Annotated in this window: 17 protein-coding genes and 2 pseudogenes; 10 read left to right on the forward strand and 9 right to left on the reverse strand. The window is 53.9% G+C overall.

From position 1 onward, the window contains the following. The first annotated feature begins 65 nt into the window (after positions 1 to 65). The 7 genes and pseudogenes from CFter6_RS26885 (at position 66) to CFter6_RS02560 (ending at position 12263) form a co-directional block, all read left to right on the forward strand. A pseudogene (locus CFter6_RS26885) lies at positions 66 to 539 on the forward strand (transposase). Positions 540 to 1106: 567 nt separating this feature from the next. Further along, entirely contained in the window at positions 1107 to 1298 is a 192-nt protein-coding gene (locus CFter6_RS24845; RefSeq protein WP_082814559.1) for an MbtH family protein, read from the forward strand. A gap of 138 nt (positions 1299 to 1436) precedes the next feature. Further along, positions 1437 to 1694 (forward strand): hypothetical protein, encoded by a 258-nt coding sequence (locus CFter6_RS02540; RefSeq protein WP_061538622.1) that lies wholly within the window; start codon positions 1437 to 1439, stop codon positions 1692 to 1694. A 132-nt stretch (positions 1695 to 1826) separates the two neighbouring features. Continuing rightward, positions 1827 to 2429 carry a glycosyltransferase gene (locus tag CFter6_RS02545; protein ID WP_061538623.1) on the forward strand — a complete coding sequence of 201 codons (603 nt, stop codon included), beginning with the start codon at positions 1827 to 1829 and terminating at the stop codon, positions 2427 to 2429. 69 nt (positions 2430 to 2498) lie between these two features. Continuing rightward, positions 2499 to 3857: a diaminobutyrate--2-oxoglutarate transaminase family protein gene (locus tag CFter6_RS02550; RefSeq protein WP_236904497.1), complete on the forward strand. Its 1359-nt coding sequence runs from the start codon at positions 2499 to 2501 to the stop codon at positions 3855 to 3857. A 110-nt stretch (positions 3858 to 3967) separates the two neighbouring features. After that, on the forward strand, positions 3968 to 11275 hold the full coding sequence (locus CFter6_RS02555) for a non-ribosomal peptide synthetase (protein WP_082814560.1): 7308 nt from the start codon (positions 3968 to 3970) through the stop codon (positions 11273 to 11275). A 22-nt stretch (positions 11276 to 11297) separates the two neighbouring features. After that, entirely contained in the window at positions 11298 to 12263 is a 966-nt protein-coding gene (locus CFter6_RS02560; protein ID WP_061538625.1) for an alpha/beta fold hydrolase, read from the forward strand. An 820-nt stretch (positions 12264 to 13083) separates the two neighbouring features. Here CFter6_RS02560 and CFter6_RS02565 read toward each other — a convergent pair. The 6 genes from CFter6_RS02565 to panD form a co-directional block, all read right to left on the reverse strand. Then, positions 13084 to 13762 (reverse strand): IS6 family transposase gene (locus tag CFter6_RS02565; protein WP_236904717.1). Its coding sequence is split into 2 segments (ribosomal slippage): positions 13084 to 13425 and positions 13427 to 13762, totalling 678 coding nucleotides; the frame shifts between segments, so codons are not numbered across the junction. Positions 13763 to 13861: 99 nt separating this feature from the next. Further along, the gene (locus tag CFter6_RS02570; protein WP_061542179.1) at positions 13862 to 15538 is read right to left on the reverse strand and encodes a cyclic peptide export ABC transporter; all 1677 of its coding nucleotides are present in this window, start codon (positions 15536 to 15538) and stop codon (positions 13862 to 13864) included. A gap of 35 nt (positions 15539 to 15573) precedes the next feature. Beyond that, positions 15574 to 16641: a glycosyltransferase family A protein gene (locus CFter6_RS02575; protein ID WP_167351346.1), complete on the reverse strand. Its 1068-nt coding sequence runs from the start codon at positions 16639 to 16641 to the stop codon at positions 15574 to 15576. Positions 16642 to 16823: 182 nt separating this feature from the next. Next, positions 16824 to 17552: an aspartyl/asparaginyl beta-hydroxylase domain-containing protein gene (locus CFter6_RS02580; protein WP_150118605.1), complete on the reverse strand. Its 729-nt coding sequence runs from the start codon at positions 17550 to 17552 to the stop codon at positions 16824 to 16826. Between the two features lie 18 nt (positions 17553 to 17570). Further along, complete coding sequence (locus tag CFter6_RS02585) at positions 17571 to 19610, reverse strand: hypothetical protein (protein WP_061538628.1); 2040 nt, start codon at positions 19608 to 19610, stop codon at positions 17571 to 17573. A 142-nt stretch (positions 19611 to 19752) separates the two neighbouring features. Next, positions 19753 to 20118, reverse strand: a complete 366-nt coding sequence (gene panD, locus CFter6_RS02590; RefSeq protein ID WP_061538629.1) for an aspartate 1-decarboxylase — start codon at positions 20116 to 20118, stop codon at positions 19753 to 19755. 564 nt (positions 20119 to 20682) lie between these two features. Here panD and CFter6_RS24855 point away from each other — a divergent pair. Further along, positions 20683 to 20790, forward strand: a pseudogene (locus tag CFter6_RS24855) (IS3 family transposase); the annotation flags it as partial. A gap of 874 nt (positions 20791 to 21664) precedes the next feature. Here CFter6_RS24855 and CFter6_RS02600 read toward each other — a convergent pair. After that, positions 21665 to 21922, reverse strand: a complete 258-nt coding sequence (locus tag CFter6_RS02600; RefSeq protein ID WP_061538631.1) for a hypothetical protein — start codon at positions 21920 to 21922, stop codon at positions 21665 to 21667. 257 nt (positions 21923 to 22179) lie between these two features. Between CFter6_RS02600 and CFter6_RS02605 the strand changes: the two genes are divergently transcribed. Continuing rightward, a complete protein-coding gene (locus CFter6_RS02605) occupies positions 22180 to 22428 on the forward strand; it encodes a hypothetical protein (protein ID WP_061538632.1) in 249 nt (82 codons plus the stop codon). A 46-nt stretch (positions 22429 to 22474) separates the two neighbouring features. Here the strand turns inward: CFter6_RS02605 and CFter6_RS02610 are convergent, their stop codons facing one another. Beyond that, complete coding sequence (locus tag CFter6_RS02610; protein ID WP_061538633.1) at positions 22475 to 23158, reverse strand: response regulator; 684 nt, start codon at positions 23156 to 23158, stop codon at positions 22475 to 22477. Beyond that, positions 23155 to 24540 (reverse strand): sensor histidine kinase efflux regulator BaeS, encoded by a 1386-nt coding sequence (baeS, locus tag CFter6_RS02615; RefSeq protein ID WP_205631434.1) that lies wholly within the window; start codon positions 24538 to 24540, stop codon positions 23155 to 23157. Before baeS ends, CFter6_RS02610 begins: the two co-directional genes overlap by 4 nt. Positions 24541 to 24698: 158 nt before the next feature. Between baeS and CFter6_RS02620 the strand changes: the two genes are divergently transcribed. After that, positions 24699 to 26321, forward strand: coding sequence for an efflux transporter outer membrane subunit (locus tag CFter6_RS02620; RefSeq protein ID WP_082814561.1), 1623 nt, complete (start codon positions 24699 to 24701; stop codon positions 26319 to 26321). The last annotated feature ends 2 nt before the right edge of the window (positions 26322 to 26323 follow it).

The raw sequence follows: 26323 nt of genomic DNA on the forward strand, positions 1-26323 counted from the left end.
TGTTGCGGCTGGGAAGACGTGTGCGCCACAATGTGCTGTGCCGCGATCTCGCCTTGCAAACGGCCGTGGGCCGCGTCGACGAACTGGCGTCGGGCGCCTATCCTGAGCCGCCTAGAGAGTGCAGTCACATCGGCGCATACGGCAGCCCTGCACGGTGTGTTGTTCGATCATTCATCGCCAGTCATTCCCAAGTGCCAAGGGAATTGATCCTCGACATCGACGCCACTCACATGTCCCTGCATGGTGCCCAGGAGAAGGCGCATTTCCATAGCAACTACGATAACTATTGCTATCTGCCGTTATGTGTATTTTGCGGGTAAGGCCTGTTGGCTTGTGTATTGCGCCCTTCCAGCCGCGATCCCGTCAGCGTGCTCATCGCCCTGATCAAGCTGGTGGTGCAACGTCTGGGCCAAGCTTGGTCCAATACGCGCGTCACCGTACGCGGCGATGCCGGCTTGTGTCATGCTCGCACATTGCGCTGCTTCGAGCGCTGGGGGTGCATTGAATCATCGGCCTGCCGAAGAATGCGGCGCTACTGAAACGTGTGGCCTTAGCCGAGCTGGCGCAGGCCGATGCCTATCAGGAGAGCGGAACCAAGCAACATGATCGGGGAATTCGCCTATGCGGCTGGCACATGGGACCGGGAGCGTCATGCCATTGCGCGGCTCGAACATGGAGTGCAGGGCACCAATCCCCCGGTTTGTCGTCACCGGCCTGGAGGGCCATTGCACGGCTTTGTATGAGCGGCTTTACTGCGCCAACGGTGAAGCCGAGAACCGCATCAGGCAAGTTGACATGACTGTGCGGCCCGATGTTGCGCGTACCATCTGAGTTGATCGCGGAATGTCAGGTTCAGCTGTCAAGATGAATGCGTAGTTTATGCGCTATTCATGCGTAGCTATACGGAGAGTGAATCAGTGGCTAGACGGATGCGATTTATTTTCAATCTACATACAATAGATACGACGATTCCCAGAAAATTGCTTCATGCGTTTAGGCATTCCCGCTTGTCGGCATGGTAGATTTGGCGAGTTGATGCACAAGCTTCGGTGGTCGTGCGCAACTCGTTGGTTGATGTGTTTGTTAACGAAAGAGGAGATAAGTTGATGACTAATCCATTTGAAAATCAGGAAGCACAGTATCTGGTTCTAAAAAACTCGGCCGGGCAGCATTCCTTGTGGCCCGTGTTTGGCGATATACCGGCTGGTTGGTCGACCGTATACGGCCCGAAGTTAAGGGCTGAGTGCCTGACCTATGTCGAGGAAAATTGGACCGATATGCGTCCACTCAACGCTTGACGTCAAGGGAATTGCTTGTCCGTTGTGTGCTACTGGGAATCGGGTGAAGATATTAATCAACGCGTTGGGAAACTTGGGAGACGTCTATCAGTTCTTGACTCGAGGATTGGCACTTCAAGCCGTGGAAATACGGTCTCAATGCTTTCCACCGGAAATTTCGAAGAGTTGGTTCGCCGCGCAGGTCTGGATTTTCATGCGATCGCCAGTGCTGAAGACTGCGCGGCCGTACTCAGGAATCCGGATATCTGGAACGGAGTGAGCGCTGATGATCTCATTGCCGAATATGTTGAAATGACTGCGGAGCCAATTTGTCGGTATGTCGACAAGCAGAAAGAAATGTACTCAACGTTGGTAATTGCGGTTAACCGTGGCATAAGGGTGCGAGAGATCCTGTAGCCAATTGATGCCACGTTATCGCCGCTTATCTGATCCCGGAGATTTTTTATTCGGACAAGTCTTCTTCCAAACTCGGCTTGTTCCCGGATAGGTTCGCCGGCGTTGCCCCCAGACGATCCAGGCGCCACACTAATGACAGGTTTTTCGTTATATATCGGCGAAGAAGATAAACGCATCGCCCAAACATGGTGCCACCTGGAGGAGTTTCTCGCAGAGGGCGAGTCTCCAATAGTCCTTACACCGGGAGCCGCGATGTCGCAAGAGAAGTTCTTTTTTGAGGCAGTGCTGCAGGCATGCCAGAGTTTAGGAAGACGGGCGTTGCTTTTGTCTCCTTATCTCCAGAAAATACCTCTCGGTTTGCCTCGGACCATCAAACACTTCAATTACCTTCCTCTATGGCGACAACTACCTCATACCTCCGCACTGGTCTATCACGGTGGAATTAGGGCCTGTGCCCAAGCTTTGCAGAATGGAGTTTCGCAATTGAGAATGCCTCTGGCATATGAACAATTTGCGAATGCCAACCGGGTAAAGCGATTTGGAGTGGGCTATTTTCTAGACCTTCGTGCATTTACGGCAGTCCTTCTGGTGGATAAGTTGCATGACCTGACTGCTTCGGAATTAATACGCGTGTCGTGCCAAAAAATTGCTGAAAATTTTGGCAATGAAGGCGTCATTAACAAGACCTGCGATCTGATCGCAGCCATGAGTAATGTCCGAATCGTGGCCTTATAGCTTACCGTTTCAGACGACGATGTGAAGTCGGTATTGCGTTTAAACTTTTGCTTTCGATGCGAGATGTCCATGCTAATCAACGATATGATCCTGACTCAAGAAAAGTTGTCTTTTCTCGCAGAACGTGAATCAAACGCACGAACTTACAATCGCGACATCGACAGGATTTTCGCTCGTGGAGCCCTCTCGAGGGTTTTCGATAGCGAAGGCCGTGAATATATCGATTGTCTTGCATGTGCCGGGGCGCTTCCGCTAGGACATAACCATCCTTCTGTGCAGAGCAAGGTTCGTGAGTTTCTGGAATCCGGGCAGCTGCAGCAGGCCTTGGACATCGCGACGCCGGCAAAGGTGACTTTTATTGAAGAGCTTTACCGGACGCTTCCTTCCGCATTCGCGAAAAACGCGAAATTCCAATGTTGCGGTCCCTCCGGATCGGATGCTGTAGAAGCGGCAATCAAGCTGTTCAAGACCGCAACGGGAAGGCGTTCTGTATTGGCGTTCCAAGGGGCGTACCATGGCATGACGATGGGAGCGCTGGGCTTGATGGGAAATACGGAGCCCAAGGCCAAGGTTAGCGGCTTCATGTCAGAAATCCAGTTCCTTCCTTTTCCCTATTCCTTCCGTAGTCCTTTTGGCACCGACCCCGCTGAAACAGATCGGCTTTGCCTTGCATACATTGATAATCTTCTAAGCGATCCGGAAAGCGGAATCACGAAGCCAGCACTCATTATTGTCGAAGCGATCCAGGGTGAGGGCGGCTGCATACCGGCCAGCGCACGATGGCTCAAAGGGTTGCGGGAAATCACCGAATACCACGACATTCCTCTGGTCCTTGACGAGATTCAGTGTGGTTTTGGGCGATCGGGTGATATGTTTGCCTTTGAATATGCAGATATCGTTCCGGATGCGATCGTGATGTCGAAAGCCATCGGCGGCGGCTATCCATTATCGATCCTGGCCTATCAGAAGAAATTCGACTGTTGGACACCTGGCAGCCATGCTGGCACCTTCAGAGGTAATCAGATTGCGATGGTAAGCGGTGCTGCTACGATGGAGTATCTACGTCAGGATGGCATGCTTAATCGTGTGAGGGAAACTGGTGCATTACTGAAATCTCAGCTTGAGCAGTTGAAAACTCGCTTCCCGTGCATCGGCGATGTTCGCGGGCGCGGGTTGATGGTAGGCGTTGAAATGATCGATCCCAATGCGCCATCTAATAGGCTCGGCCACCGCGCCACTAATGCAGAGCTTGCCAAGGCGCTGAAGAAAGCGTGTCTCAGGCGCGGACTCATCATTGAGAGCGGTGGACGCCATGGCGGGGTCATGCGTTTTCTGCCACCCCTGATTCTGACGACGTCCGATGTAATCGAAATTGTCAAACGTTTTGAAGCAGCTTTATCCGACATAGTGGGAGCGTCAAAGTATTGAAACGAAGCGATACAGCCACTCAAGTTCGCCGACCGATTGTTTAGATTGGACGAGTGAAGGCATGGTGAGAACGCACATTCCTGAGTCATTTAGAAAACAGTAAACATCACATGCAGCATAGCCAACATTGTGGCATCACACCGAGAATCGTTTCTCCTCCGAGCCATTTTCCTCTGTCGTTTGCTCAGGAGCGGATCTGGCTGCTGGGTGAGTTGAAGCTGGATGTAGCAAGCACGACGACGTGCACCATAAGCTTGATGGGCGGGGTGGACCGGGATTGCCTGTCGCGGGTATTGAGTGAGGTGGTGCGGCGGCACGAGGTATTGAGGACGCGCTTTGAGCTGTGCGGCGACGAGGTGGTACAGCGCATCGATGCGCCATGGGAAGTGGCGCTCGTGGTGCAGGTGGTGCATGTCGACGGCCTGGAACAGGCGGTGCGCCAGGCTGGCGGCGAGACGTTCGACCTGGAACGCGACCGGCTGCTGCGGGCGCACCTGCTGCGGCTGGGCGAGCACGAGCACGTGCTCGTGCTGGCGATGCACCACATCGTGGCCGACGGCTGGTCTAGCGGCGTGCTGGTGCGCGAGGTGGCGCAACTGTACGAAGCGCTGGTTGCCGGCGACCCCTCGCCGCTGCCGGCGCTGGCGGTGCAGTATGCCGACTATGCGGTGTGGCAGCGCCAGTGGCTGCAGGGCGATGTGCTACAGCGGCAACTGGATTACTGGATTACCAGCCTGGCGGGCGCACCGGCGGCGCTCGATTTGCCGACCGATCATGCGCGCCCGCCCGAGCAAAGCTACCGCGGCGCAATGCTGCGTTTCCGGCTACCAGCCGAACTGGGCCGACAACTGAGGGAAGTGGCGCGATGCGAAGGCGTGACGCTGTATATGCTGCTGCTGGCCGCATTCAACGTGCTGCTATCGCGCTGGAGCGGGCAGGATGACATCGTGGTCGGTTCCCCGATTGCCAACCGCACTCATCGCGAAACGGAAGAGTTGATCGGGTTCTTTGTGAACACGCTGCCCCTTCGCACCCGGCTGGCGCCGGGCGCAACCTTCCAGGCTCTGCTGAGGCAGGTGCGCGAGACCACGCTGGGGGCGTACGCGTACCAGGACCTGCCGTTCGAGAAGCTAGTCGATGCACTGCAGCCGGAGCGGAACCTATCGCGCAGCCCGGTGTTCCAGGTACTATTTACGATGGAGAACGCGCCGTTGGAGGCGTTCGAGCTGCCTGGGGGTTTGCGCCTGGCAGCGGTGGATCTGAGTGCGGCCGACAGCGCCAAGTTCGACCTGTCGCTGGACATGGCTGAGAGCGCAGGCACTGCGGGAGAACTGTACGGCGAGTTCGAGTACAGCATCGACTTGTTCGAGCGCAGCACGATCGAGCGGCTGGCTGGGCACTTCAAGGTACTGTGCGAAGCCATCGTCGCCCATCCGCAGATCCGGCTGGACGAGCTGCCGCTATTGACTGAAGCCGAGCGCGTGCAACTGCTGGAACAGTGGAGCCGTGCGGAGCAAGACTTCCAGGTCGAACAGACCTATGCAGCACTATTTGCACACCAGGCGGCCACCCATCCCGAGCGTATCGCCGCCGTCTGCGCCGGCGCCAGCCTGAGCTACCGCGAACTGGATCGGCACAGTACCTGCCTGGCACACGCCCTTATTACCGCTGGCGCCGGTCCCAATACCCTGGTGGTGGTGCTGGGGGAACGCGACCTGTGGCTGCTGACGATGATGGTGGCAGTGCTCAAGGCGGGCGCGGCGATGCTGCCGCTGGAAGTCAACCACCCGGCTGAGCGCCTGCGCGAGATCGTGCAATCGAGCGGTGCGTCGCTGCTGCTGCATACCAGTGCGACTAGTCCGCTGCGGGAGCAGATTGTTACTGGGGACACGGGCTTGCGCTACCTGATAGCCGAAGAAACCTGCGAAGAGACGGCCGCGCTGGCGGAAACGGCCCTGCCGGCGAGCGGCACGCTCGACGACTTGGCGTATGTGATCTTCACTTCCGGCTCCACCGGCAAGCCCAAGGGTGCCATGGTTGAACAGCGCGGCATGCTCAACAACATGCTGGGCAAGGTTCCCACGGTCGGTCTGAACAGGGACGACCGGGTGGCGCAGACGGCTTCACCGGCTTTCGACATCTGCGTCTGGCAATTCCTGGCGGCCGGGTTAGTGGGCGGCACCGTGCACATCCTGCCGGATGCCATTACGCACGATCCGCTGCAATTACTCGCCGCTGTCGAGCGCGAGCGCATCAGCCTGCTGGAAATCGTTCCCAGCCTCATGCGCGCTATGCTCGACGCGTGCCCGGCCGGTAGCGAACTGCGCTCGCTGCGCTGGGTGCTGCCCACCGGCGAAGCGCTGCCGCTGAAGATGGCGCAGGACTGGTTCGAGCGCTTCCCGTACATCCCGCTGATGAATGTGTACGGTCCGGCCGAATGTTCGGACGATGTGGCGTTCCATGCGATCACGGCGCGCCCGCACGATCATGATGTGATTCCGATCGGCCGACCAACGCCGAACAACCGACTGTTCATCGTGGACGGGCAATTGCGCCCGGTCCCGGTTGGCGTGCACGGGGAAATCTGCGTGGCCGGGATGGGCGTGGGGAGGGGCTATCTGCATGACGAGCAGCAAACCCGGGCAGTGTTCGTTGCGCATCCGTTTGCGCAGGGCGAGCGCTTTTACCGGACCGGCGACATCGGACGCTATCGTGCCGATGGCGTCATCGAATTCATCGAGCGGCGGGATTACCAGGTCAAGATCCGCGGCTATCGTATCGAGCTGGGCGAGATCGAGGCGGCACTGGCGCGCCATCCTCATGTCGGTGCGGTAGTGGTGGCGGCACATCGTTACCATTCCGGCGAGAAAGGGCTAGTCGCCTATGTGGTGGCGAAGGAGGGGGCGCGATCGACGGCGGCACAGCTGCGGGCGCACTTGGCGCAGAGCCTGCCGGAGTACATGGTGCCGTCGGCTTTCGTGCAGTTGGAAGCGCTGCCACTCACGCCCAACGGCAAGATCGACCGCAAGTGCTTGCCGGGGCCGGGGGATATGCAATTTGATGAAACAGACTACGCGGTACCGCGAACGTCGACCGAGGAATTGCTAGCCGACATATGGGCCGAGATGCTCAATATTGATCGGGTCGGAATCCACGACAACTTTTTTACCCTTGGCGGGCACTCGCTGCTGGCCACGCGCATGCTGGTCCAGATGCGCCACGTGCTGGGCGTCGAGTTGCCTGCGCGTAGCGTATTCGAGACGCCCACCGTGGCCGAATTGGCCGAGCGGATTGTCGTCCTGCAACGCCAGGGTGCAGTATTGGCCTTGCCGCCGCTGATGCCGCGAGCGCGCGGCACACGGGTGCCGCTGTCCTTCGCCCAGCTGCGGCTATGGTTCCTCGACCAGTACGCACCGGGAACGGGGGTGTACAACATCCCCACCGCCTGGCGCATCAAGGGGCCTTTGGATTTTGTTACGCTGGAGCGGAGTCTGAACGAGATCATCCGGCGCCACGAAGCTCTGCGTACCACCTTCAACAGTGAGGCGGGGGATGCGGAGCAAGTCATCGCGAGCGAGGGGCGCATCGAATTGACGATGGTCGATCTTTCGCACGGAGAGAATGCCAGCGACCGGCCTGATTTATTGATTAATTCGGAGGCCAAGCAGTCGTTTGACCTGGCCCGTGGACCGCTTATCCGGGCAAGTCTGTTCCGTCTTACCGAACAAGAGCACATCTTTTTGTTGACCGTACACCATGTCATAGCGGACGGCTGGTCGATCGGCGTCCTTGTGCGAGAGCTGAATGTCTTGTACCGGACGTATGGTTCGGGACACGAGCCGGTGTTGGCACGACTGCCGGTCCAGTATGCGGACTTTGCGATATGGCAGAAGGAATGGCTGCAGGGCGACCTGCTGCAAGAGCAGTTAGATTACTGGAAGCGCACGCTGGAGGGCGCGCCGCCAGTACTCGAGTTGCCGACTGACCGACCGAGACCGGCAATGCTCACGCATCAGGGGGCGCTGTTCAAGTTCAACTTTGGCGCAAAACTTAGCCTTGGCCTGCAGCAGCTGAGTCAGAGCAGTGGGACCACCTTGTTCATGGTGGCGGCAACGGCGTTCAACGTGTTGCTGCACCGATACAGCCGGCAGGACGACATCTGCATCGGATATCCAGTGGCCAATCGCAATCGTCACGAGATCGAAGGTCTCATTGGATTCTTTGTCAATACGCTGGTATTGCGGACACGGCTGCGGTCGGAGCAGAGCTTTTTGTCATTGCTGCAACAGGTTAAGGAAGCGTTGCTGGATGCAGATGCGCATCAGGACCTGCCATTCGAGAAGCTGGTGGAGGAACTGAGACCTGAACGTAACCTGAGCCATTCAGCATTGTTCCAGGTAATGCTTGCAATGGATAACACCGCTGAGGCAGAGCTGGATTTGCCCGGCATTGAATCAGCGTTGGTGGAGGGTGGCGTTGGTCTTGCCAAGTTCGATCTGACCTTGAACATAGCCCAGCGGCAAGGTCAATTGCATGCAGTATTCGAATACAACACGGATTTGTTTGACGAGCCGACGATTGCACGCATGGCGGGGCACTGTTGCATGCTGCTAGAAGCGATAGTCGTCGATCCGCAGACGAGGATCAAGGATCTGCCGCTATTGTCCGAGGTAGAGCGCCGGCAAGTACTCGTGGAATGGAATACCACACGATCGGAGTTTCCGACCGGCCGATGTGTGCATGAGCTGTTCGAGGAGCAGGTGGCAAGATGTCCAGAGGCGGTAGCCGTCGTTTTTGAGGATCGGCAGTTGACGTATGGGGAGCTCAATGCCAGGTCGAACCAGTTGGCGCATTACCTGAGAGATCTGGGGGTCGAACCGGACATGCTGGTCGCGATTTGTGTGGAGCGTAGCCTGGAGATGGTGGTCGGGCTGCTAGGGATCCTGAAGGCAGGTGCGGCCTACGTGCCGCTGGATCCGGAGTATCCGCCGGAACGCTTGGCCTACATGCTGGAGGACACCGTTGCGCAGGTGTTGTTGACGCAAGGGCACCTTGAAGCCTCGCTACCGAAGCATGCCTGTCATTGGCTGCGTTTGGATCAAGACTGGGGGACGGTGGCGCAATACTCGGCACTGAATCCTCCGGCCGTCGCATCGCCGCAGCACCTTGCCTATTGCATCTACACGTCGGGTTCGACCGGGAGGCCAAAAGGTGCCATGAACAGCCACGGCGGAGTGGTGAATCGACTGCTTTGGATGCAACAGCAGTACCGAATGGACGAACAGGATCGAGTACTGCAGAAAACCCCGTTTTCATTCGACGTATCCGTATGGGAGTTCTTCTGGCCTTTGTTGTGCGGCGCTCGGCTTGTGATGGCTGTGCCCGGGGGGCATCAAGATGCGAGTTACTTGGCGCAGGTTTTCGGAAGCGCCGCGATCACGGTCACGCATTTCGTGCCCTCAATGCTGCAGGCATTTCTAGAATTGCCGACGTTGTCTTCAAGCGCCGATCGTTTGCGTCTCGTGTTCTGCAGCGGTGAAGCATTGCCCTATGCCGTTTGCCAACGGTTCCTGGAGCAATTCCCGGCCACCGAGCTGCACAACCTTTATGGGCCAACGGAAGCCGCGGTCGATGTCACTTACTGGCATTGCAGACCGGATAACCTAAGGGGCAAGGTGTTGATTGGCCGGCCCGTGGCCAATACGCAAATTTATATCGTCGATGCATCGATGAGTCCGGTTCCGATTGGAGTACCGGGGGCAATATGCATTGGCGGCGTCCAAGTTGCACGCGGCTATCTGAACCGTCCTGATCTGACAGCGGAGAAATTTGTGCCGGACCCGTATGGTGAACCGGGCAGCCGAATGTACTGGACAGGCGACCTGGGGCGTCATCTGCCGGACGGAAGCATTGAATTTCTGGGGAGGATTGACCACCAGGTGAAGATCCGCGGTTTCCGGATCGAGCTCGGAGAAATCGAGAGCACATTGCTGCAGTGCGAGGGGGTGAGAGAAGCGGCGGTCCTGGCTCGGGAAGATAGCTCAGGAGACAAGCAACTGGTTGCCTATATTGTGGGCAACCCGGAGGCCGGTCTATCGACGGTCGGGATGAAATCGATACTGCAAAGTATTCTGCCGAAGTACATGCTGCCGGCATCTTATGTGTTCCTGGAAGGACTGCCGCTGAACGCCAACGGCAAGCTCGACCGCAACGCCTTGCCGGCCCCTGAACGACTCGGGGCGCGGGAAGGTTATGTTGCGCCGCGCAACTCAACCGAGGAGGGACTGGCGGCTATCTGGGCGGAAGTATTGCGGGTTGACCGGGTCGGCGTATTCGATAATTTCTTCGAGTTGGGTGGCCATTCGTTGCTGGCGACACGGCTCGCCTTGCACGTGCGGCGTGCCCTCAATGTCGACCTTCCGCTGCGCACCATCTTCGAAGCTCCCGATGTCGCCGGCCTGGCCACGCAAATCAAGATCATGATGGAGAAAGTCAAATATGCCGACGCGGTTGCGATCAACACGGAAAGCGAGTCGGGTTTGCCAAGCGCTGTGCTGGTTCAACCTGGCCGGATACCCGTGAATCTGTTTTGCTCTCCTTCTATCGGCGGAGGCGTTCCGACAGAGTACCGACAGTTGGGCAAGGCGATGGATATTTCTCCATCAATCTACTGTTTCACCGCCTGCGACTTCAAGACAAGGCGATTGCCGCTCGAAAGCACGATCGAGGAGCTCTCCAAAAGTTATGTGGACGAAATTCTATCGGTACAACCGGAGGGACCATATTTCTTATGCGGCTATTCGGCCGGCGGCGTGATTGCCTTCGAAATGGCGCGGCAATTGGCACTACGCGGTAAAGAGATCGGTTTACTAGCGATGGTCGATACAACTACGGAAAACCGGATTGTTTACCCCGCCTTCTATGATGATGAAGAAAAGAAGGACTGGTACGATTTTTTCGGTATTTTGGGAAGAGAACTCGTTCGCGCTGTCGCACCCACGCACGATGCTCCGTTCTGGAGCATGCCGGATAGCGAAAGAATCGCAATGGTATTTCAGGTTTCCATGGCAAGTGGAATGGCACCATCGAACATTGATATCGAAGATTTGAGATATCTGTTCACTGTCAGCCGCGCGATGTTGAGGATTTTCCGGGGCTATTTACCGGGCGAATATGTCGGCGATATCGACTTTTTTCTGCAACTGTCGACCGAAGACAATGGGTCAGCTGGCGAAATCGAGGACAACCTGGGATTCTGGCGTTCACGCATAGAGGGAGAGCTAAGAATTACCCGCGTCAACGGGAATCATCAGACGATGATGATGCCTCCCAATGTCAATGTCATTGCCAAAGTCGTATCCGAGGCGATTCTTGGTGGGGATGCGTCAACGAATATGAATCTCAAGTGCCAGTTGTAATTGTGTCGAATGATTTGCGCCAATGCAGTATCTCGCTATGTTGAGTCTGAAGGCGATGACGAGTTTGGGGCATCCATCATTGCATATCGTATCGCTAAGTTCATCTTTCGAAAGGGAAGTGCCGATGTTTTCCTGGCATAGAAGGTATTCGCAATATGTCGAGATGGCAGACGGGGTTAACCTTCATCTGCGTCGTTGGGCACATCCTCATGACCAACAATTGAGCCAGGCTGTTGTCTTCCTGCATGGCTTTGGGGAAGGTGGTTTTGTATGGGATAACGTTGTATCTTGCATTGCGGATCAAATCGAATGCATCGCTCTCGATTTTCGCGGTCATGGTGATTCGGACCGAGATCATAACGGCAAGTATGATGTGGAGGTGTATACCAACGATTTTATCAGTGTGGTTAACAAGCTGGGCATCCGCCGGCTATTGATCGTGGGACACTCCATGGGAGCGGACGTCGCAATTCGCGCTTCTGCGGAACTTCGATCCAGGCTTGCCGGACTTGTCATCGTTGACTACGGTCCTGACGTTAGCGAGGAAGGGCGGAAGCGCGTCTGGGAAGACTTCGAAAACAGCCTGCAGTCCTATGAATCGGCAGCACAGTATCAGGTTTATCTCGAGTCAACGCGGATCTTGAGTTCGCCGAAGCTATTGGCCCAATTTGCTTTGCAAGCTACCCGTAAAGGCGATGATAACTATTTTTATCTCAAGGCGGATCCAGCCCTGGTCAATGGCATCAAGAAAAAAGACCCGCAAGAGCTATGGGCTTTGTTAGAAAAGATTGAATGTCCGACACTGCTGATTCGTGGCACGGGGTCAGCTGTGCTGAGCCAGGCCACGGCGCGTCGTATGGTTGCCTGTATTTCACGATGTGTATTTCAGCAGGTAGATATCGCCGGCCATGCTGTCATGCTTGATAATCCGGAAGGCTTCGCAAATATAGTCACTCCATTTCTCAGGGCAACTGCACGAAATTTTTAAGTTGTTGATTTTTCGAAGATTTATAAAAAATTTCCATTCTTAAATATCGACATAATTCAACCTGTTACAAGTTTTGATGCCGTCACCCTGGCGAAACAGGTCTCGAAGCAGTGCGCCATGCTGGTTCGCACGACGCGCTGATACGGCAAGGACCAGGCTACCTATTCGGATACGATTGCGCTGAAGCGCCGGTGACTGTGAAGTGAGGGGGACGATGTCGGAGAAACCGCTGTCAATGCCGGAGTGAAGATGTACCAATCCGGGTTAATAAAAGAGCCGATGAAGCTATGGATTCTTCTCTTTTCAATTCACATTTCACCGCTAGGCAGAATTATTAGGGTGACGGGCGCAGCGCAGCCCGTTCCCTCAAGACGTTGTTTTTGCTGTTACGGATTGCGCCCTCCTTTTTCAGCATTGATGTTTGGTTTGGCATTGCGCTGTTGCTGTTTCTTGCTGGTGGCCAATCGATACGATTTGCCGTTCATCTAAGGATGTGGACGTGATGGATAAGCCGGCCGAGCAACGCACCGGTCAGCCGCTCCGAACCGAGGACTTTGACATATAAGTCCACGAGAAACATCCTTTCCGCTTTTCTTATGTACCTTCAGGCACATAAGACAACGGGCTAAGATTGGTACACTTTTAACACGCCATTCATGGCCATTCCAACTGAGCATTCCGATACATTATTCACGCGGCATTCATACGATCGTCCATCACGACAAAATTGATCATGCAGCCTAGCGAATAGGTGGCCATCAAAGGTTGTGTCGCGTTGACGGGAAAAAGGCTCAATACGATGAGGAACCAGTACCGCCTGTCAAACAGCGCGGCTTGGTCCTGCCAATGCATAAAATTGGTTGGCAAAGGACATCGCATCGGCGCCCGCCATCGTGCTCTGCTCTTTACGGATCATGCGCATGAGTTCGATGCCGGCCGAGACGTTTTCGGCAGCCTGAAAAGATCGGAAGCCTAGCATAGGTCGTATCACGCGTTTGACAACACGATGATCTTGTTCGACGCTATTGTTGAGGGCTTTGATTTGGCGGACTACGATCGGAACTTCTCTGTCGGCGTTGAGGGCGTCAATTGCCGGCTTGTCCATCACAACTTTCTCAGGGACGTTGTTTGCCTGCACGGCCTTGTCACAAAAGCGCATTGCCTGCCGCCTTGTGACGCTTTGCCGTCAACAGAAAATAGACGGTTTTGCCTTCCTTGTCCACGGCACGATAGAGATATTTCCAGACCCCTTTGACCTTGATATAGGTTTCATCCATGCGCCAACTTGCACCAATCGGGCGCTTATGCAGACGTAAGGCTTTCTCGAAAACCGGCAGAAATCGGATGGCCCACCGGCTGAGCGTGGAATGCTTAACCGACACGCCGCATTCTTCCATCATTTCTTCCAGATGCCGGTAACTCAACGGGTACGCTGCATACCAATGGATACACTCAAAAATCACGTCAATCGGAAATCGCATTGTCTTGGTATTCAGCATCGCGCTTCGCTTAATTTTCAGACGCAGCACGCTATCTGGTTTCCTTGAGGGGTCCGTTCAATGCGGAAGAGCCAAATGGGCCGCCTGGATAGACCGCAATCATCGTAATTCGACAATGCGACCATCTTCCAGTTTGACTAATCTGTCAGCCACATTGAAATAATGATCATCATGGGTAATGGCGATCACGCACTTGCCCTGATTTTTCAGTTCGGGAAGAAGAACATTGTAGAAAAACGCCTTGAAACTGGGGTCTTGGTCCGCGGCCCATTCATCGAGAATTACGATAGGGCGATCCTCTAGATAGGCGCATACCAGCGCCAGGCGCTTCCGCTGTCCGGTGGATAGTGCAGTCGTTGTGGAGAGTTTGTTACCGTCAATTTGGATTTTCTCCTCCAGCCCAAGTTTGGTCAAAAGTTCAGTTGGAAGTATTGCGTCCTTACCGTTCGCCCCTTTTGATTGAATTAATCGGTCGAAGATATGAAATTCCGTGAAGATCGCCGAAAATAAGTTTCGGTAAATTTCAAGATGGTGAGCGTCATCGACCGGTCTATCGTCCAGAAGAATTTGGCCTTCGGATGGGGGATATAGCCCCGTCAAAGCCTTGGCCAGAGTGCTTTTCCCACTGCCGTTACCGCCGATGACAAATATCAGCTCACCCGGGTGCAGCCTTATGTTGATAGGTCCCAGCTTGAATTCCCTCGAAGAATCAACCGCATCGAAGCTGACGCCAACATTCCTGAGCTCGATGCTTTTCCAGTACCTCTGCCGGGACAGCTTCTTTTCTGTGGCGTGATTATCGCTCATGGCGGCGAGATTCTTGTCTGTAATCGATAATCCGAATTCTGCAAGCCGCTCACATGCAATCGCGCCTTTTCCTAAATCAGGAACGGTACTAACCAGTATGCCGAGCGGTTCCATCAGATAAATGATGGCTAATACACATGCAGTCAATGTCCTGGTATCCAGCGAGTGGAAAGACGGCGCCCAAAAGACCAGTATGCCAATCAGGACAAAGTATGAGATCTGACTGGTGCTTTCGGCACCCATGTACCAGAATCGCTCAATAAAATTATAGTTTGCGACCCTTTTCGTGGAAAGGTCGATCGCCGCCCTTCTGAACCAGCGCCGCCTGTCGCTATTCAGCTTCAGTTCTTTAATTCCAAGCAACAGACCATGTGTATAAGCATTATAGATATTGAATTCATCCCGGAACTTCCGACTATAGTAAATGCACCGGCGGACAAAGAAGCCGAAAAGATAGATGCCACCGACGATCACAGCCAATGTCCATGCCAGTGCGGGTAATGAGAGCATTCCTAGATAAATCAGGGAAAAGATAACGATGGTGCTCTCTACCAAGATGGTCGGTAACTTGAGAAGCGTATCGGCCAGTTGCGGAATGTCGTTTATCAAAAACGCAAGGACATTGGGAGTGCCGCGGCGGTCGAGTTCCTTGAGTGGTGTAGCCAGGATCTTCTTGCACAATGCGATTCGTAACGACGTGATGATCTGGCGTGCTGCATAGGCGGGAAGTAGAGCTGCGCTGTTGCGAAAAATTAGACTGCTTGTTACGAGTGCGATAAAAACGAGAAACAAGTGCTGGCGTTTATCGGCATGCTGGATAGCCTCGTTGATCGTGTCGATCATGGCAATCCCGGCAAAACCGCTGATGACGCCGCTGATGGCGGTTCCGATCGTCAGCCATGGATGGGAGTTCCACATTAGCCGAAGTATGGCGATGCCGTAGTCGATACCGCTATCCTTATCTTTCATCTCGTAATATCCCATCTGATTTTGTATAAGCCACGTCAACCGGTTATGGCTTCGTGGTTGGCCGGAGCAAGCGAGAACGCATTGGACTGATGTTTCTCTTGAAAACGCAAACGATATAGTTCCTTGTATGCCCAGGTCAGCTCCTTGACGAGGAGAGATTCCGAGTGTCTTTCCGTTTCGCGTGCGAGTGCTTGCAGTTCGACGGGGCCCAATCGACCCATCGTCGCCCAGATCATCCATGCATCCCAACGATCGTTCTTGGCGCAGAAATGCTGGAAGTTAACGGCGAGATCGCGCCAACGAGCCGCGGCATTGTCTTCGGCTCTTCCTGGCCCGGTCGGATGAATCTGATGATAGTTGATTATGCTGGCATCGAACTTGAAGGTGGTCCCGGCTTGGTGCAGCTGATAGCTCAGGTCGGTATCTTCCATACCCCAACCCGAATAGTGCTCGTCGAAACGAATCAATTTTCCCAGATGGGAGCTCCGTACTGACATGTTTGCCGTTGTTCCGTAAAGCCAGGGAATTGCAAAGCCGTGCTCCATCGGAACTTTCATGGCTTCCGGTAGGTAGAAGTTATCCCGCTCATCGCCCAGACACCATTCGTCGATGCATTTTGAAAAATTCCCGACGATATCTTCTTCATTGAGCAATTGCACCGTATCACAATGCCCGAGTTCTGTAATGATGTCGGCGTGGCGCGACTGAAGCCATTGCATGTCCGGTACGGACAGCGGCAACCGATCGCGCTGCCAGCATGTGAGGATTGTTCGTTTCCAGCCCACGACGGCAACGTCGCTGTCACTTGCAAGCGCGCAAATGTGGCGACGCAGGAAATCCGGCGGCATGAGTCGATCGTCATCGCAGAACAGGATGTAATCTGAACTGACCAGATCCAGGCCGATATTGCGTGCCACAGCACGCCCAAGATTCTCCTGTCTCACATATCGTATCGGCAATCGGCGCTTGAAGTGTTCAACAACGGAAGGCGTGGCGTCAACGGATCCGTCATCGACAAGAATCAACTCAAAGTCGGTATGTGTTTGCTGCGTGAGGCTCGCAAGTGTAAGTCTGAGATAGTCCGCCTTGTTAAAGGTCGGCATGATAATGGAGGCACAGGGCATATTCACTCCTGTTAAATGGAGTTTGTACTTGAAACGTATCGTCGTTTACAGCGTTCTTGATACTTCCGTATGCGGTCGATTGCAGGGAACATTTGTTCACGTTTCAACATATTAGTGGCCTTTATAGCAACGAGATTGCGCCGGCAGTGTCCGGGAAATGGCTACCCTTGAGATAGCGGTTGCGCTGACAATGCCTGGTCCAAAGCCTGGCCATATTTCTCTTCCCACTTCTTCCATTGAAGAGCTGCGTTTTCGATGAATTCACTCTTGCTAAGCGAATCGATCATTTTTTCATTGATGGCCGAGAGGTTGGGCGAAAGCGGCCTGGTAAAGTCGACAAACAACACAACTCGATCCTCATCGCTATGATTCCATGCGTGGTGCATGTGGGAATCGTCGAAAATCAGGCTCTTTCCTTCCTCCCAATGGGCATTGTCCCCACCAACACAGATACCGCACTGGGATGCCGGCGTCGGCACCTTGAGGCCAAGATGATATCGAAGCACTCCGCCAAACACCCCACGATGGGGAGGAAGTTCCTTTTTTCCCTGCATGATAGAAAACATTGCAGCCTGAAGCTTGGGGATTTTCTTAAGCGCTTGTACAGTTTCAGGACATCTTCTTCCGTTACCTTCCATCCAATTCCCATAGACATACAACGGAAATATCTTCCAGCGCTTGTCCTTGGTAAGCTCTACTTGCTCGCTTTGTATCTCCTCGAATCCAGGCAATAAATCAATTGCTGCAAGAAGGCGATCAAGCTCCTGGCGCATACCCTTCCAATGCGTCTCGATCTCCGTAACCCATGGAAACCTTTCGAGATCGAAAAAGGTTTTTCCGCCTTCGTGAGCCCGAATGGCCTTCTCAAATTGTTCCATAAACATATTCATGGCTTTCTCCCAAGTCAATTAATGGTGACTGCTTAAGGATTCACGAAGAGAGGAAAGGTTTTCGAGAATAAGAGCAATTTTATGGAAGACGTCATTCAGATCGCTGTCTATGCGCTCAAGATTCTCACGCTCGCTCCCCCCCATGCCAGACACGCAGTCGGAGACCAACCTGGCACTCGCTGCAATTCTAAGCAATCCAGCCGAGCGTCCCTGTTGAGAATCAAGCTGTACTGGTTGTCCAATTTGACAGGGACGTGCTGCCAAACTGCCTGATAAAGAATGACTGATGTCGCTATAAAGCCAGCGGTGAACCTGAGCCAATTCATTGCTGTCCATTAAGCAGTGCGGGGTGCCCGGCAGGCGTAAACCAAATGCGAGGATCGTCGAATTGTTGTCCCAGTCAGCACCTTCCGGCTGTGGCAGAGAAATCGTTTCCGGCGTAATAAAGCACCAACGGCCAGTCATATGGCTCGTCACCATATGCCCAAATTCATTTAAAACCAATGCTTTCTGTCTGGGAGCTACCGCGGCAAATGCATCCATTTCGGCAAGCGCTGCTGCCCAGCGCAACAACAAGCCACTATTAAAAGCCGTACTGGCTGAAGGCGGTGGAATGACCCAGTCCAGTTGTGAAGAATAGTCTTCAATACCGTGCGGTAAATGACCAAAATGGTTCACCGGATTGCTGTGTTGCGGGGTAAGCAGAATGCCGCAAAAAGCCGGCCCGGAAAAAAACTTCGAACCGGTCAACAAGACAGTGAAACCTGATTCAAGATAGCGGCGCACTTGCAAAGTACTAATGCGTGCTTGGCAAGCGTCGACAACAACTTCGAGTTGGGCACCGTAGATATTCTTAAGCTGTTGCGCATAGCCAACATCCGGGGCTTGTATTCCGGTTTTGGAACTATGAATCATATGCAACAGCACACGGCCTTGGTTGCCGGTTGCTGCTGCTACTTGCCGGCCGATTTCTGCATTGATCTCGTTTCTCGATCTTCGCACACCGGCCCTACGCAAGGGAATTATCTCCACCGGAAAATTCTTGTTTAGTCCAGCAATAGACACGCCAAGTTCTACCTCTCGGCGAAATACGGTGGATTTCGCGAAATGCCGCCCTGCGACAGCATTGAGGACCCCGCTGCCTGTCTCCGTCGGGCTCATCAGTATCGATGTCAATTTCTTGTCTGGCGCACGTGTATACGCCAGAAGCGTCGCCAAGAGAGTTGCGTCGGTACCGGATGCAGCAAGGATCGCATCAGCAATGTCAGTAACCTGATAGTGATTCAACACATGGGTGCGGATTCCATGCGTTTCGTTCGAGAATTCGCGCTTAATGTATCCGCCCAGCGCGGCGCGCAGCAAGCGTTGACGACATGCTTCGGCAGAACTATAGCCCCTCTCCGATATTGTCGAGGCAGTGCATGAACCGAAAGCTGCGGCATCGGGCATCGGTCGGGTGCCGCATCCATACTTGTTTAATCCGGTAGATGGATCGAGCCTTAAACGTTCGTCCCCGCCGATTGTCATTAACTTTTCTGCAGGCATAGCCAACTGCCAAGACGCGGCAAGCAGATCAAACGATGCATGATCGAATGTCGTCATGGCACCCGGTTGCAGCACAGACAAAATTTCCCAGAAGCGTGATAGCACGTCGAATTCCGGCAAACTACCTATTAACGCCTCGAGCCTTGCCAGCAGCGGATCCGGTTGTAATCTGGATTCGAAGGATAGATAGTGAAGTGCAGTTCGCGCAGCCAACAGTCCGCAAACGGGCCGTGCAAGAGGAGCTAGTTCGCGCAACCTGACAAGCTCGAGGCCATGGCGAAGAATAACTGCTGCGTGTGGACCAGCCAAGGTTTCCGGCGCGAGGATCAGTTGGTTTTGCGCCGGAACAGCGAAAGGGAGCCCCCCCAAAGCACGTATCTTAAACGAAACGCCTGCTGTCAATAGTCGCAGCTCCGCCCGCATGAGGAGGTGTTTGAGTACAGCCTCATATTGATTCGCGCCGAAATTGAATAACGACGCTTCAGCGCTAGATAGTGCGGTGCTAGTCTGCATTTCCATTCTATTTGAGCGCACGGGCTGCACCGGCACAGTGTTCACGTTGACAAGTTAGAGAGAGGCTGTCTCCAGAAGTATTCACGACGAACCACTGAGGCGTCGCAATCTTCATCCATGAATAATCTTGCCGACTTTTATATTAGGTAATTGTCGATGGTTCCTCCGCGAGCCAGCGTATGAATCTATTCCGTTCGTTGACGAGAATAACTTTTTGAATCAACGGCTTGTCAGCGAGTTCAAAGCCCATGACGATTATTTGCTCGCCGGTGCTGATAAGATGGGCGGCAGCACCATTCATGCACATCGCACCGGAACCGCGTTCGCCAGCAATCACATAGGTCTCAAGACGCGCGCCTGAGGTGTTCGATACTACAAGCACACGTTCGCCCGGCCACAGGCCGACGAGATCAAGCAAATCCTCATCAATTGTGATGCTGCCGACATAGGCAAGATTGGCTTCCGTGACAGTCGCATTATGAATTTTTGAACGCATTAGCCAGCGCATAAGCAGACTCCTGAATGGGTATAGAAATGTTTATTCTGATACAGTGCCACTGCATAGCATCAGGAGAAAATGCATCTTCTGACGGACAATTAAGGCAATATAGCCCATTCGACGCTTCAATCACATCCGCGTGAATGGGTAACATCATTAAGTAGAACTACGTATCCATCCTGCCATAGAAGGTTCTGTCTTGTTAAACCGAGTCATCGGTCGCGGTAGGACGGAAGTTACCTCCCTCGCCCCGTACAGAGCCTTGCAAGCGACACTACCGCACAAGACTCCTGTGGCGATTCACTAAAGGATAGAATCGCTCCCAGGACAGGCGATGTCGCTGGCTACGCCGAAGCAGCATGCGTCGCCAAGCCTGACATATTTCACTGCGAAAGCTATGCAAGCAATACCCGTTTCCGGGAACTGTTTCTAGCATCGCTTTCCGTCTTACCTGAGGTCCGGTAGCGGAATTTTCTGCTGCTTGAAGATCATCAGTGCTGCGGCCTCGATTGCCTCGGCATTTCTGTCCACCGACTTAGTCCTCGCTAATGCATGGCACCGACTATGTATCTCCGTGCAGAAGTGTTTGACTACATAGAAAGGTTTTGCAATCCACGACGCCGGCATTCAACTATCGGATATATCAGCCCAGTACAATTTGAAAATCTAAAATGCGCCTAGCAGAAGTGTCCGTGCCGTTGGGGAAAGGTCAATGTCACCAAGGCGACTGCCCACAAAGCCAAGCAGCAGGGGCTTAATGTCCGCTATCTGGAGGTCGACTGCGCGTTCACTCAGACAAGTGGGCGATGAATATCCACATGAAATAAAAAAATTTAATCGCCACTTACCTAAAAACGGCTATGCTCATATACTAAGATTTAGTGTCATTCGATATTACCAATGATTTTGATAGTTTTGTCGAGATGGGATTTTTTGTGAACTATCTCATAAAGTGAATTGTGTCGTGCACAACATACCCAACTTAAAATCACAAGCCAATGAACTCCTATATCTCATATATCTCTAGTCTTAAAGATGCTGAAAGTCGTCTCAAGAGCGTCATCGAAATGCTCGAAAGTGGGCACGAGTGTCTCGATGTTGCTCGACATTTGCACGCATTGGAGGATATAATTTTTCATACTAAGAAAATGCTGGTGCGTGAGCGCAATAAGTCCACTGAGATGACGTTAGTTGAATATAGGCGCAAATAGAGAGGTGCATTGACGCTGTCTTCTGCTGAAAGAGAGCTGTCCCCCATTCCTCGCATACTGCACCTTCAGATCCGAATCATTCTCGCCTGCCAGTCGCAGAACTGCGGTCAAATACACCGGCGGCCCGTTCCAGCAGTTGCCGCTTTCATTCCGTCCCCTGGTTCGAATGAATTCATATTGCTGATAGAACACAGTTATGCGCAAATGCCATGACTGCCGACATAACTTCCCACGTTTCCATCATTCGGCACATCCAAGCACGCGCCCCGAAGCGGTTCGTAAGAAAGGTTCTCGGGATTTCAAGCAAATCATACCGATGCAATACGGCCATCAATCAGACGGTGTTAGTCAAAGGTACCGTCGATTGGGTCGACATCTATTTTCTCGGCAAGCCAGTGTGCGATGCCCACCATCGCCGCAGTTATGTCAAAGCGGACTTCGAGCGACTGCGACGCCTGCTCGAAGCACGCATGAACAAACGCGGACGCAAGGAATACATCGAGATCCTGCGGCCGCTGGAAACCTTCAGTATCGGGAAAGTCGAACATGCCATCGGTCAGACCCATCACCTGGGAGTGCTCAGCTTTGATACCATCAAACATCTGGTACTCTTAGGTGAGCCAGCGATAGATCAGTTCAGGCATAAAACAGTACGTAGCTGTCTGAATGGTTGTCTCTGCATCAAAAAAACCGCACCATGCGATGATCGAAGCTCGCAAATAAATTCATTGTTTGCGAGCGAACTTAGGGAGCCACGTTCAATTGCTGACAACCCCGCATCAATCTCGCAAACTTAGTAACGGTTAAACGATCTCACGCCTTTTGGCGCGATCGAAACTTTAATTCTGAGGTTTGACGTATGGTTGGCTGGCAGTACGCCTGCCGGGTTACGAATTGGTTTGATGCCGAAATACCGCGTATTTGTGAGATGATGTTTACGACTATGCTGCTTGGATTTGTAATGGCGTCCACTATTCCGCAGGCATCATCCGACGATTTGGTCATTTTTCGCATCGCAATTCTCTTCCAGAACCGTGCGATCACGCTTGAGGAAAAAAGTTTTCTCGATCAGGGAGGGCCGGCTAAAAGCCGCAATCAGTTGGGCTGACTTATGGTTTACAGATTAGCCTTAATGAGCGAAAGAGATAAAGCACCTATAGCTCCATGCGATAGCCAATGCCATAAATAGACTTGACCCAGTCTTCGTTACCACCAACATCGACTAGTTTTCTACGCAGATTCCTGACATGACTATCGATAGTACGGTCGGTAACTATACGGCGGTCATCGTAGAGGCGATCGAGAAGCTGGTTACGTGAAAGTAGTCGTCCATCTGCATTGTGCAGCAGACTCAGAAGGCGGAATTCTACTGGGGTCAGAGCTAGCAAGCGGCCATTCACGCTCGCACGGCAAGCCAGTGGGTCAATTATCAGTATTTCGACGTTTTTCGGACTCGGTATATAACGATGGCGGCGCAATACCGCGGTTACGCGCGCCACGACTTCACGCGGGCTGAAAGGCTTGCAGATGTAATCGTCCGCGCCGATTTCCATCCCTAATAAGCGATCGATTTCTTCTACCCGTGCTGTGACGATGATGACAGGAACCTGGCCATCGTGCCGCAGTTCGCGGCAGATATCGATGCCGTCGCGGCCGGGTAGCATGAGATCCAATAGCACCAGATCCGGCAGTTCGGCATGGAATGCCGGCAATGCGGCCATGCCTTCAGCGACCCAATGGGAGGTATAGCCGGCCGCAATCAGGTATTCGCTCAAAATTGCTGCAAGCCTGGGTTCGTCCTCGACGATTAAAATATGACCTTGATGCATGGTCTTCATAATACCGCTAATGTCAGTTCGATGGAGATGCGCAACCCGCCCAAAGGCGAGGCCGTTGCGCTTATATGGCCATTGTGCGCCTCAGCGATGTTACGGCAGATTGCCAGTCCCAGTCCGCTGCCGCCGCTGGCGCGGTTGCGTGAGGCCTCTACCCGGTAAAACCGATCGAACAGATGATTGAGCTTGTCTTCAGGGACTCCCGGGGCGCTGTCTTCAAAGATAATCATTACCAAGCCATCCGTGTGCGTGCAGCTGACGTTTATCTGGCCGCCGTTGTCCGTATAGCGCAGCGTATTTTCAAGCAGGTTGGCAAATAACTGCTGCAAGCGCCTTTCATCGCCGATGACGATCAATGCTTCCGGCGTAAGGTGAGTTTCCAGATGCAGATCCTTGGCATTGAACCTTCCTTGCATGCTGGCAAGCGCGGTTTTCAGTATCGTCGTCAGGTCAATCGGCAGGCGTCGATACGCCAGCGCCCCGATATCGGTGAGCGCTAGGTCATGCAAGTCATCGATCAGTTTTCCCAGTTGTCCGATCTCCCGATGCATCGCATCGAATGATTGTGTGTTCGGCAGCCGAATTCCATCTTGAATAGCCTCCAGTTCCGCACGTATTACGGCCAACGGCGTGCGCAATTCATGAGAGATGTCGGCCATGAATGTCCGTCTTGCGCGCTCGTTGTGTTCCAGTGCGTGAGCCATCCGATTGAAATCCTGAGCCAAGGCTCCGAGTTCATCGAGCGAACCTACTTCGATGCGCGAAGCATAATCGCCGGCAGCTAGACGATGGGTGGCGCGGACCAGGCCGCGTACACGGTCAAGCAACGCCCGCGTGAGAAAAAACGTCAATATTGCGATCACGGCGAGGGAGGTAAATCCGATAACTATCCAGACCTTGCGCTGTTTTTCCAGGAAACGTTCGTCGTTAGTGGACATCATCTCTTGAAACGGTGCCATCGCGATCCAGCCTACGGTTTGGCCATCTACGATCACCGGGCGACGGATCGAATTGGCGTCCACCCTAAGATTGCCTGCGATTCTCTGCAAGTGAGTATCCAGGAGGCCTGTCCGCATTAATGCGCCGGTCTGATCCGCTATAGATAAATTACGGTTGATCTCGTCAAAGTCCCCTTGTGGTCGTATCAAGTCAAGCCACGCCATGCTATCGGTATGGAAAAACTCCCAACTACCGTGCTCTTTATAAGCTACGGTAAGGCGCGGCAGTATCTTTTCCATGCTGTGGCTACCTTGTCCATTCAAATAATCGAGGAAGTCGCGCTGGAAGCTGATGCGGACGGTCACCGTCTGCACTAGCAATACAGCGGTACAGGCGGTCAGCACGGACAAAAATAGTTTGACGGTAATGCTTATTCTGATTTTCATATGATGAGAGATCGGCAAGAATCAAAGGAAACTATACACCGCGATAATCGCCCCGGTTGCCGCAAGCATCAAGAAAACAGAGGAATGTGCGCAATCTTCATATTTCCTGCACATTGCTCCGGCAACATGGAAACATCTGAAAAGCTAGGTGCTTCAACATGTTCCCAATCACCATCATTTCGCAGTCGCAGTCGCAGTCGCAGTCGCAGTCGCAGTCGCAGTCGCAGTCGCAGTCGCAGTCGCTGTCGCTGTCGCTGTCGTGGCCGGCCCCACTCGAGTCTGTTGTTGTAAAAACATTCCTCGAAGAGGGGGCAGATTTTTTACCATTCGCTTCGAAGCTTGTATTGCGCGGCTGTTTTTCGCGATTTTCTTTGTGCATCGCCGCTCTGGTCCTGGCAGGTTGCGCACTACAACAACCTTATCAGGTGCCGCAGATGCCTGTGGCGACAGCCTGGCAGGCCGAGACGCCGCACGGCGGCAGTACACAAGCCCTGGTGGATTGGTGGTCTGGTTTTGATGACCCGGCACTGGCAGAGCTGATCAAGATGGCCGAAGTCGATAGTCCCACACTGGCCAAGGCGGTGGCGCAAATTGACAGCGCACGTGCGACCCTCGTTACTAACGGTGCGTCAGCGTGGCCTACCATGACTGGTAGCGGATCAGTCACGCGTAGCAACCAGACCAGCAGCGCAAGCATATCCGGCTCCAGTGCCGCCACTGCTCGCAGCGGCGACCTCGACGCCTCATGGGAAATTGATTTGTTTGGCAAGGCCCGTTCGAGCCGTGAATCTGCCCGGGCCCAACTGCAAGCCCGCTTTGACGACTGGCACGACGCGCGTGTTTCGCTGGCGGCGGAAGTGGCTGATGACTATGTGCAATATCGTGCCTGCCGATTGCTTCTGATCGCTTATCGAGATGCAGCGTACTCGCAGGAGCAGACAGTGCGTTCGACCCGTGCAGCAGTGATGGCCGGATTGTCGGCTGTCTCCGATGGTTATCTGGCCGAAGCCAGCGTTGCGAGCGCGGCGACCACGGTCGCGCAGCAGAATGTAACTTGTGAAGAGCTGGTGAAGTCGCTGGTGGCTGTGACAGGCGCCGACGAAGCCGTATTGCGTCGCATGATTGATCGGCCGACGGCTCCGGCCCTTCCCGAACCAAGTGGCTTTAGCATCCACAGCGTACCGGCGGACCTAGTGCGTCAGCGGCCTGACCTGGCATCGGCTGAGCGTACGCTTGCAGCGAACTACGCCGCTATCGGAGAAGCGCGTGCAGACCGCTTCCCCAGCCTCACGTTGTCCGGATCGATTTCGATTTCAGCATCCAATCTCGCTTCATCTGTCACCGGCTGGTCGTTCGGCCCCAGCCTCTCGATTCCGATCTTCGACGCAGGCAAGAAGAAGGCTGCAGTGGATTCGGCCATGGCCACGTATGCCCAGCAACTCGCCAGTTATCGAAGTTCGGTCCGGACTGCTATCAAGGATGTCGAACAAGCGCTGGTCGACCTCAACGGAGCAGCCCTGCAAAGAGAAAGCGCCAGTCGTTCCGCCGACCTCTATCGACGTTACACCACGGCCATCGAAGCCAACTGGCGCGTCGGCCTCGAGACTTTGCTGACGCTGGAAGAAGCGCGCCGTTCGGCAATCTCGGCAGAAACCACGCTGATCGGCCTGCAACGTGATCGTGTGCGCTACTGGATATCGCTATACAAAGCCTTGGGCGGCGGCTGGCAGGCCAATGACGATACCACAGCGCCGCTCGTAGGCGCGATCCCATCTTTGTAAGG

Origin of the sequence: Collimonas fungivorans (assembly GCF_001584145.1) — a bacterium.
Taxonomy (GTDB): domain Bacteria; phylum Pseudomonadota; class Gammaproteobacteria; order Burkholderiales; family Burkholderiaceae_D; genus Collimonas; species Collimonas fungivorans.

Coding starts and splice junctions, on each gene's coding strand:
- CFter6_RS24845 (WP_082814559.1), top strand. CDS start 1,107: ATGACTAATCCATTTGAAAATCAGGAAGCACAGTATCTGGTTCTAAAA.
- CFter6_RS02585 (WP_061538628.1), bottom strand. CDS start 19,610: ATGCAGACTAGCACCGCACTATCTAGCGCTGAAGCGTCGTTATTCAAT.
- CFter6_RS02600 (WP_061538631.1), bottom strand. CDS start 21,922: ATGTTTGATGGTATCAAAGCTGAGCACTCCCAGGTGATGGGTCTGACC.
- CFter6_RS02555 (WP_082814560.1), top strand. CDS start 3,968: ATGCAGCATAGCCAACATTGTGGCATCACACCGAGAATCGTTTCTCCT.
- CFter6_RS02575 (WP_167351346.1), bottom strand. CDS start 16,641: ATGCCGACCTTTAACAAGGCGGACTATCTCAGACTTACACTTGCGAGC.
- CFter6_RS02540 (WP_061538622.1), top strand. CDS start 1,437: ATGCTTTCCACCGGAAATTTCGAAGAGTTGGTTCGCCGCGCAGGTCTG.
- panD (WP_061538629.1), bottom strand. CDS start 20,118: ATGCGCTGGCTAATGCGTTCAAAAATTCATAATGCGACTGTCACGGAA.
- baeS (WP_205631434.1), bottom strand. CDS start 24,540: ATGAAAATCAGAATAAGCATTACCGTCAAACTATTTTTGTCCGTGCTG.
- CFter6_RS02620 (WP_082814561.1), top strand. CDS start 24,699: ATGTTCCCAATCACCATCATTTCGCAGTCGCAGTCGCAGTCGCAGTCG.
- CFter6_RS02610 (WP_061538633.1), bottom strand. CDS start 23,158: ATGAAGACCATGCATCAAGGTCATATTTTAATCGTCGAGGACGAACCC.
- CFter6_RS02570 (WP_061542179.1), bottom strand. CDS start 15,538: ATGAAAGATAAGGATAGCGGTATCGACTACGGCATCGCCATACTTCGG.
- CFter6_RS02605 (WP_061538632.1), top strand. CDS start 22,180: ATGGTTGGCTGGCAGTACGCCTGCCGGGTTACGAATTGGTTTGATGCC.
- CFter6_RS02580 (WP_150118605.1), bottom strand. CDS start 17,552: ATGAATATGTTTATGGAACAATTTGAGAAGGCCATTCGGGCTCACGAA.
- CFter6_RS02545 (WP_061538623.1), top strand. CDS start 1,827: ATGACAGGTTTTTCGTTATATATCGGCGAAGAAGATAAACGCATCGCC.
- CFter6_RS02550 (WP_236904497.1), top strand. CDS start 2,499: ATGCTAATCAACGATATGATCCTGACTCAAGAAAAGTTGTCTTTTCTC.
- CFter6_RS02560 (WP_061538625.1), top strand. CDS start 11,298: ATGCAGTATCTCGCTATGTTGAGTCTGAAGGCGATGACGAGTTTGGGG.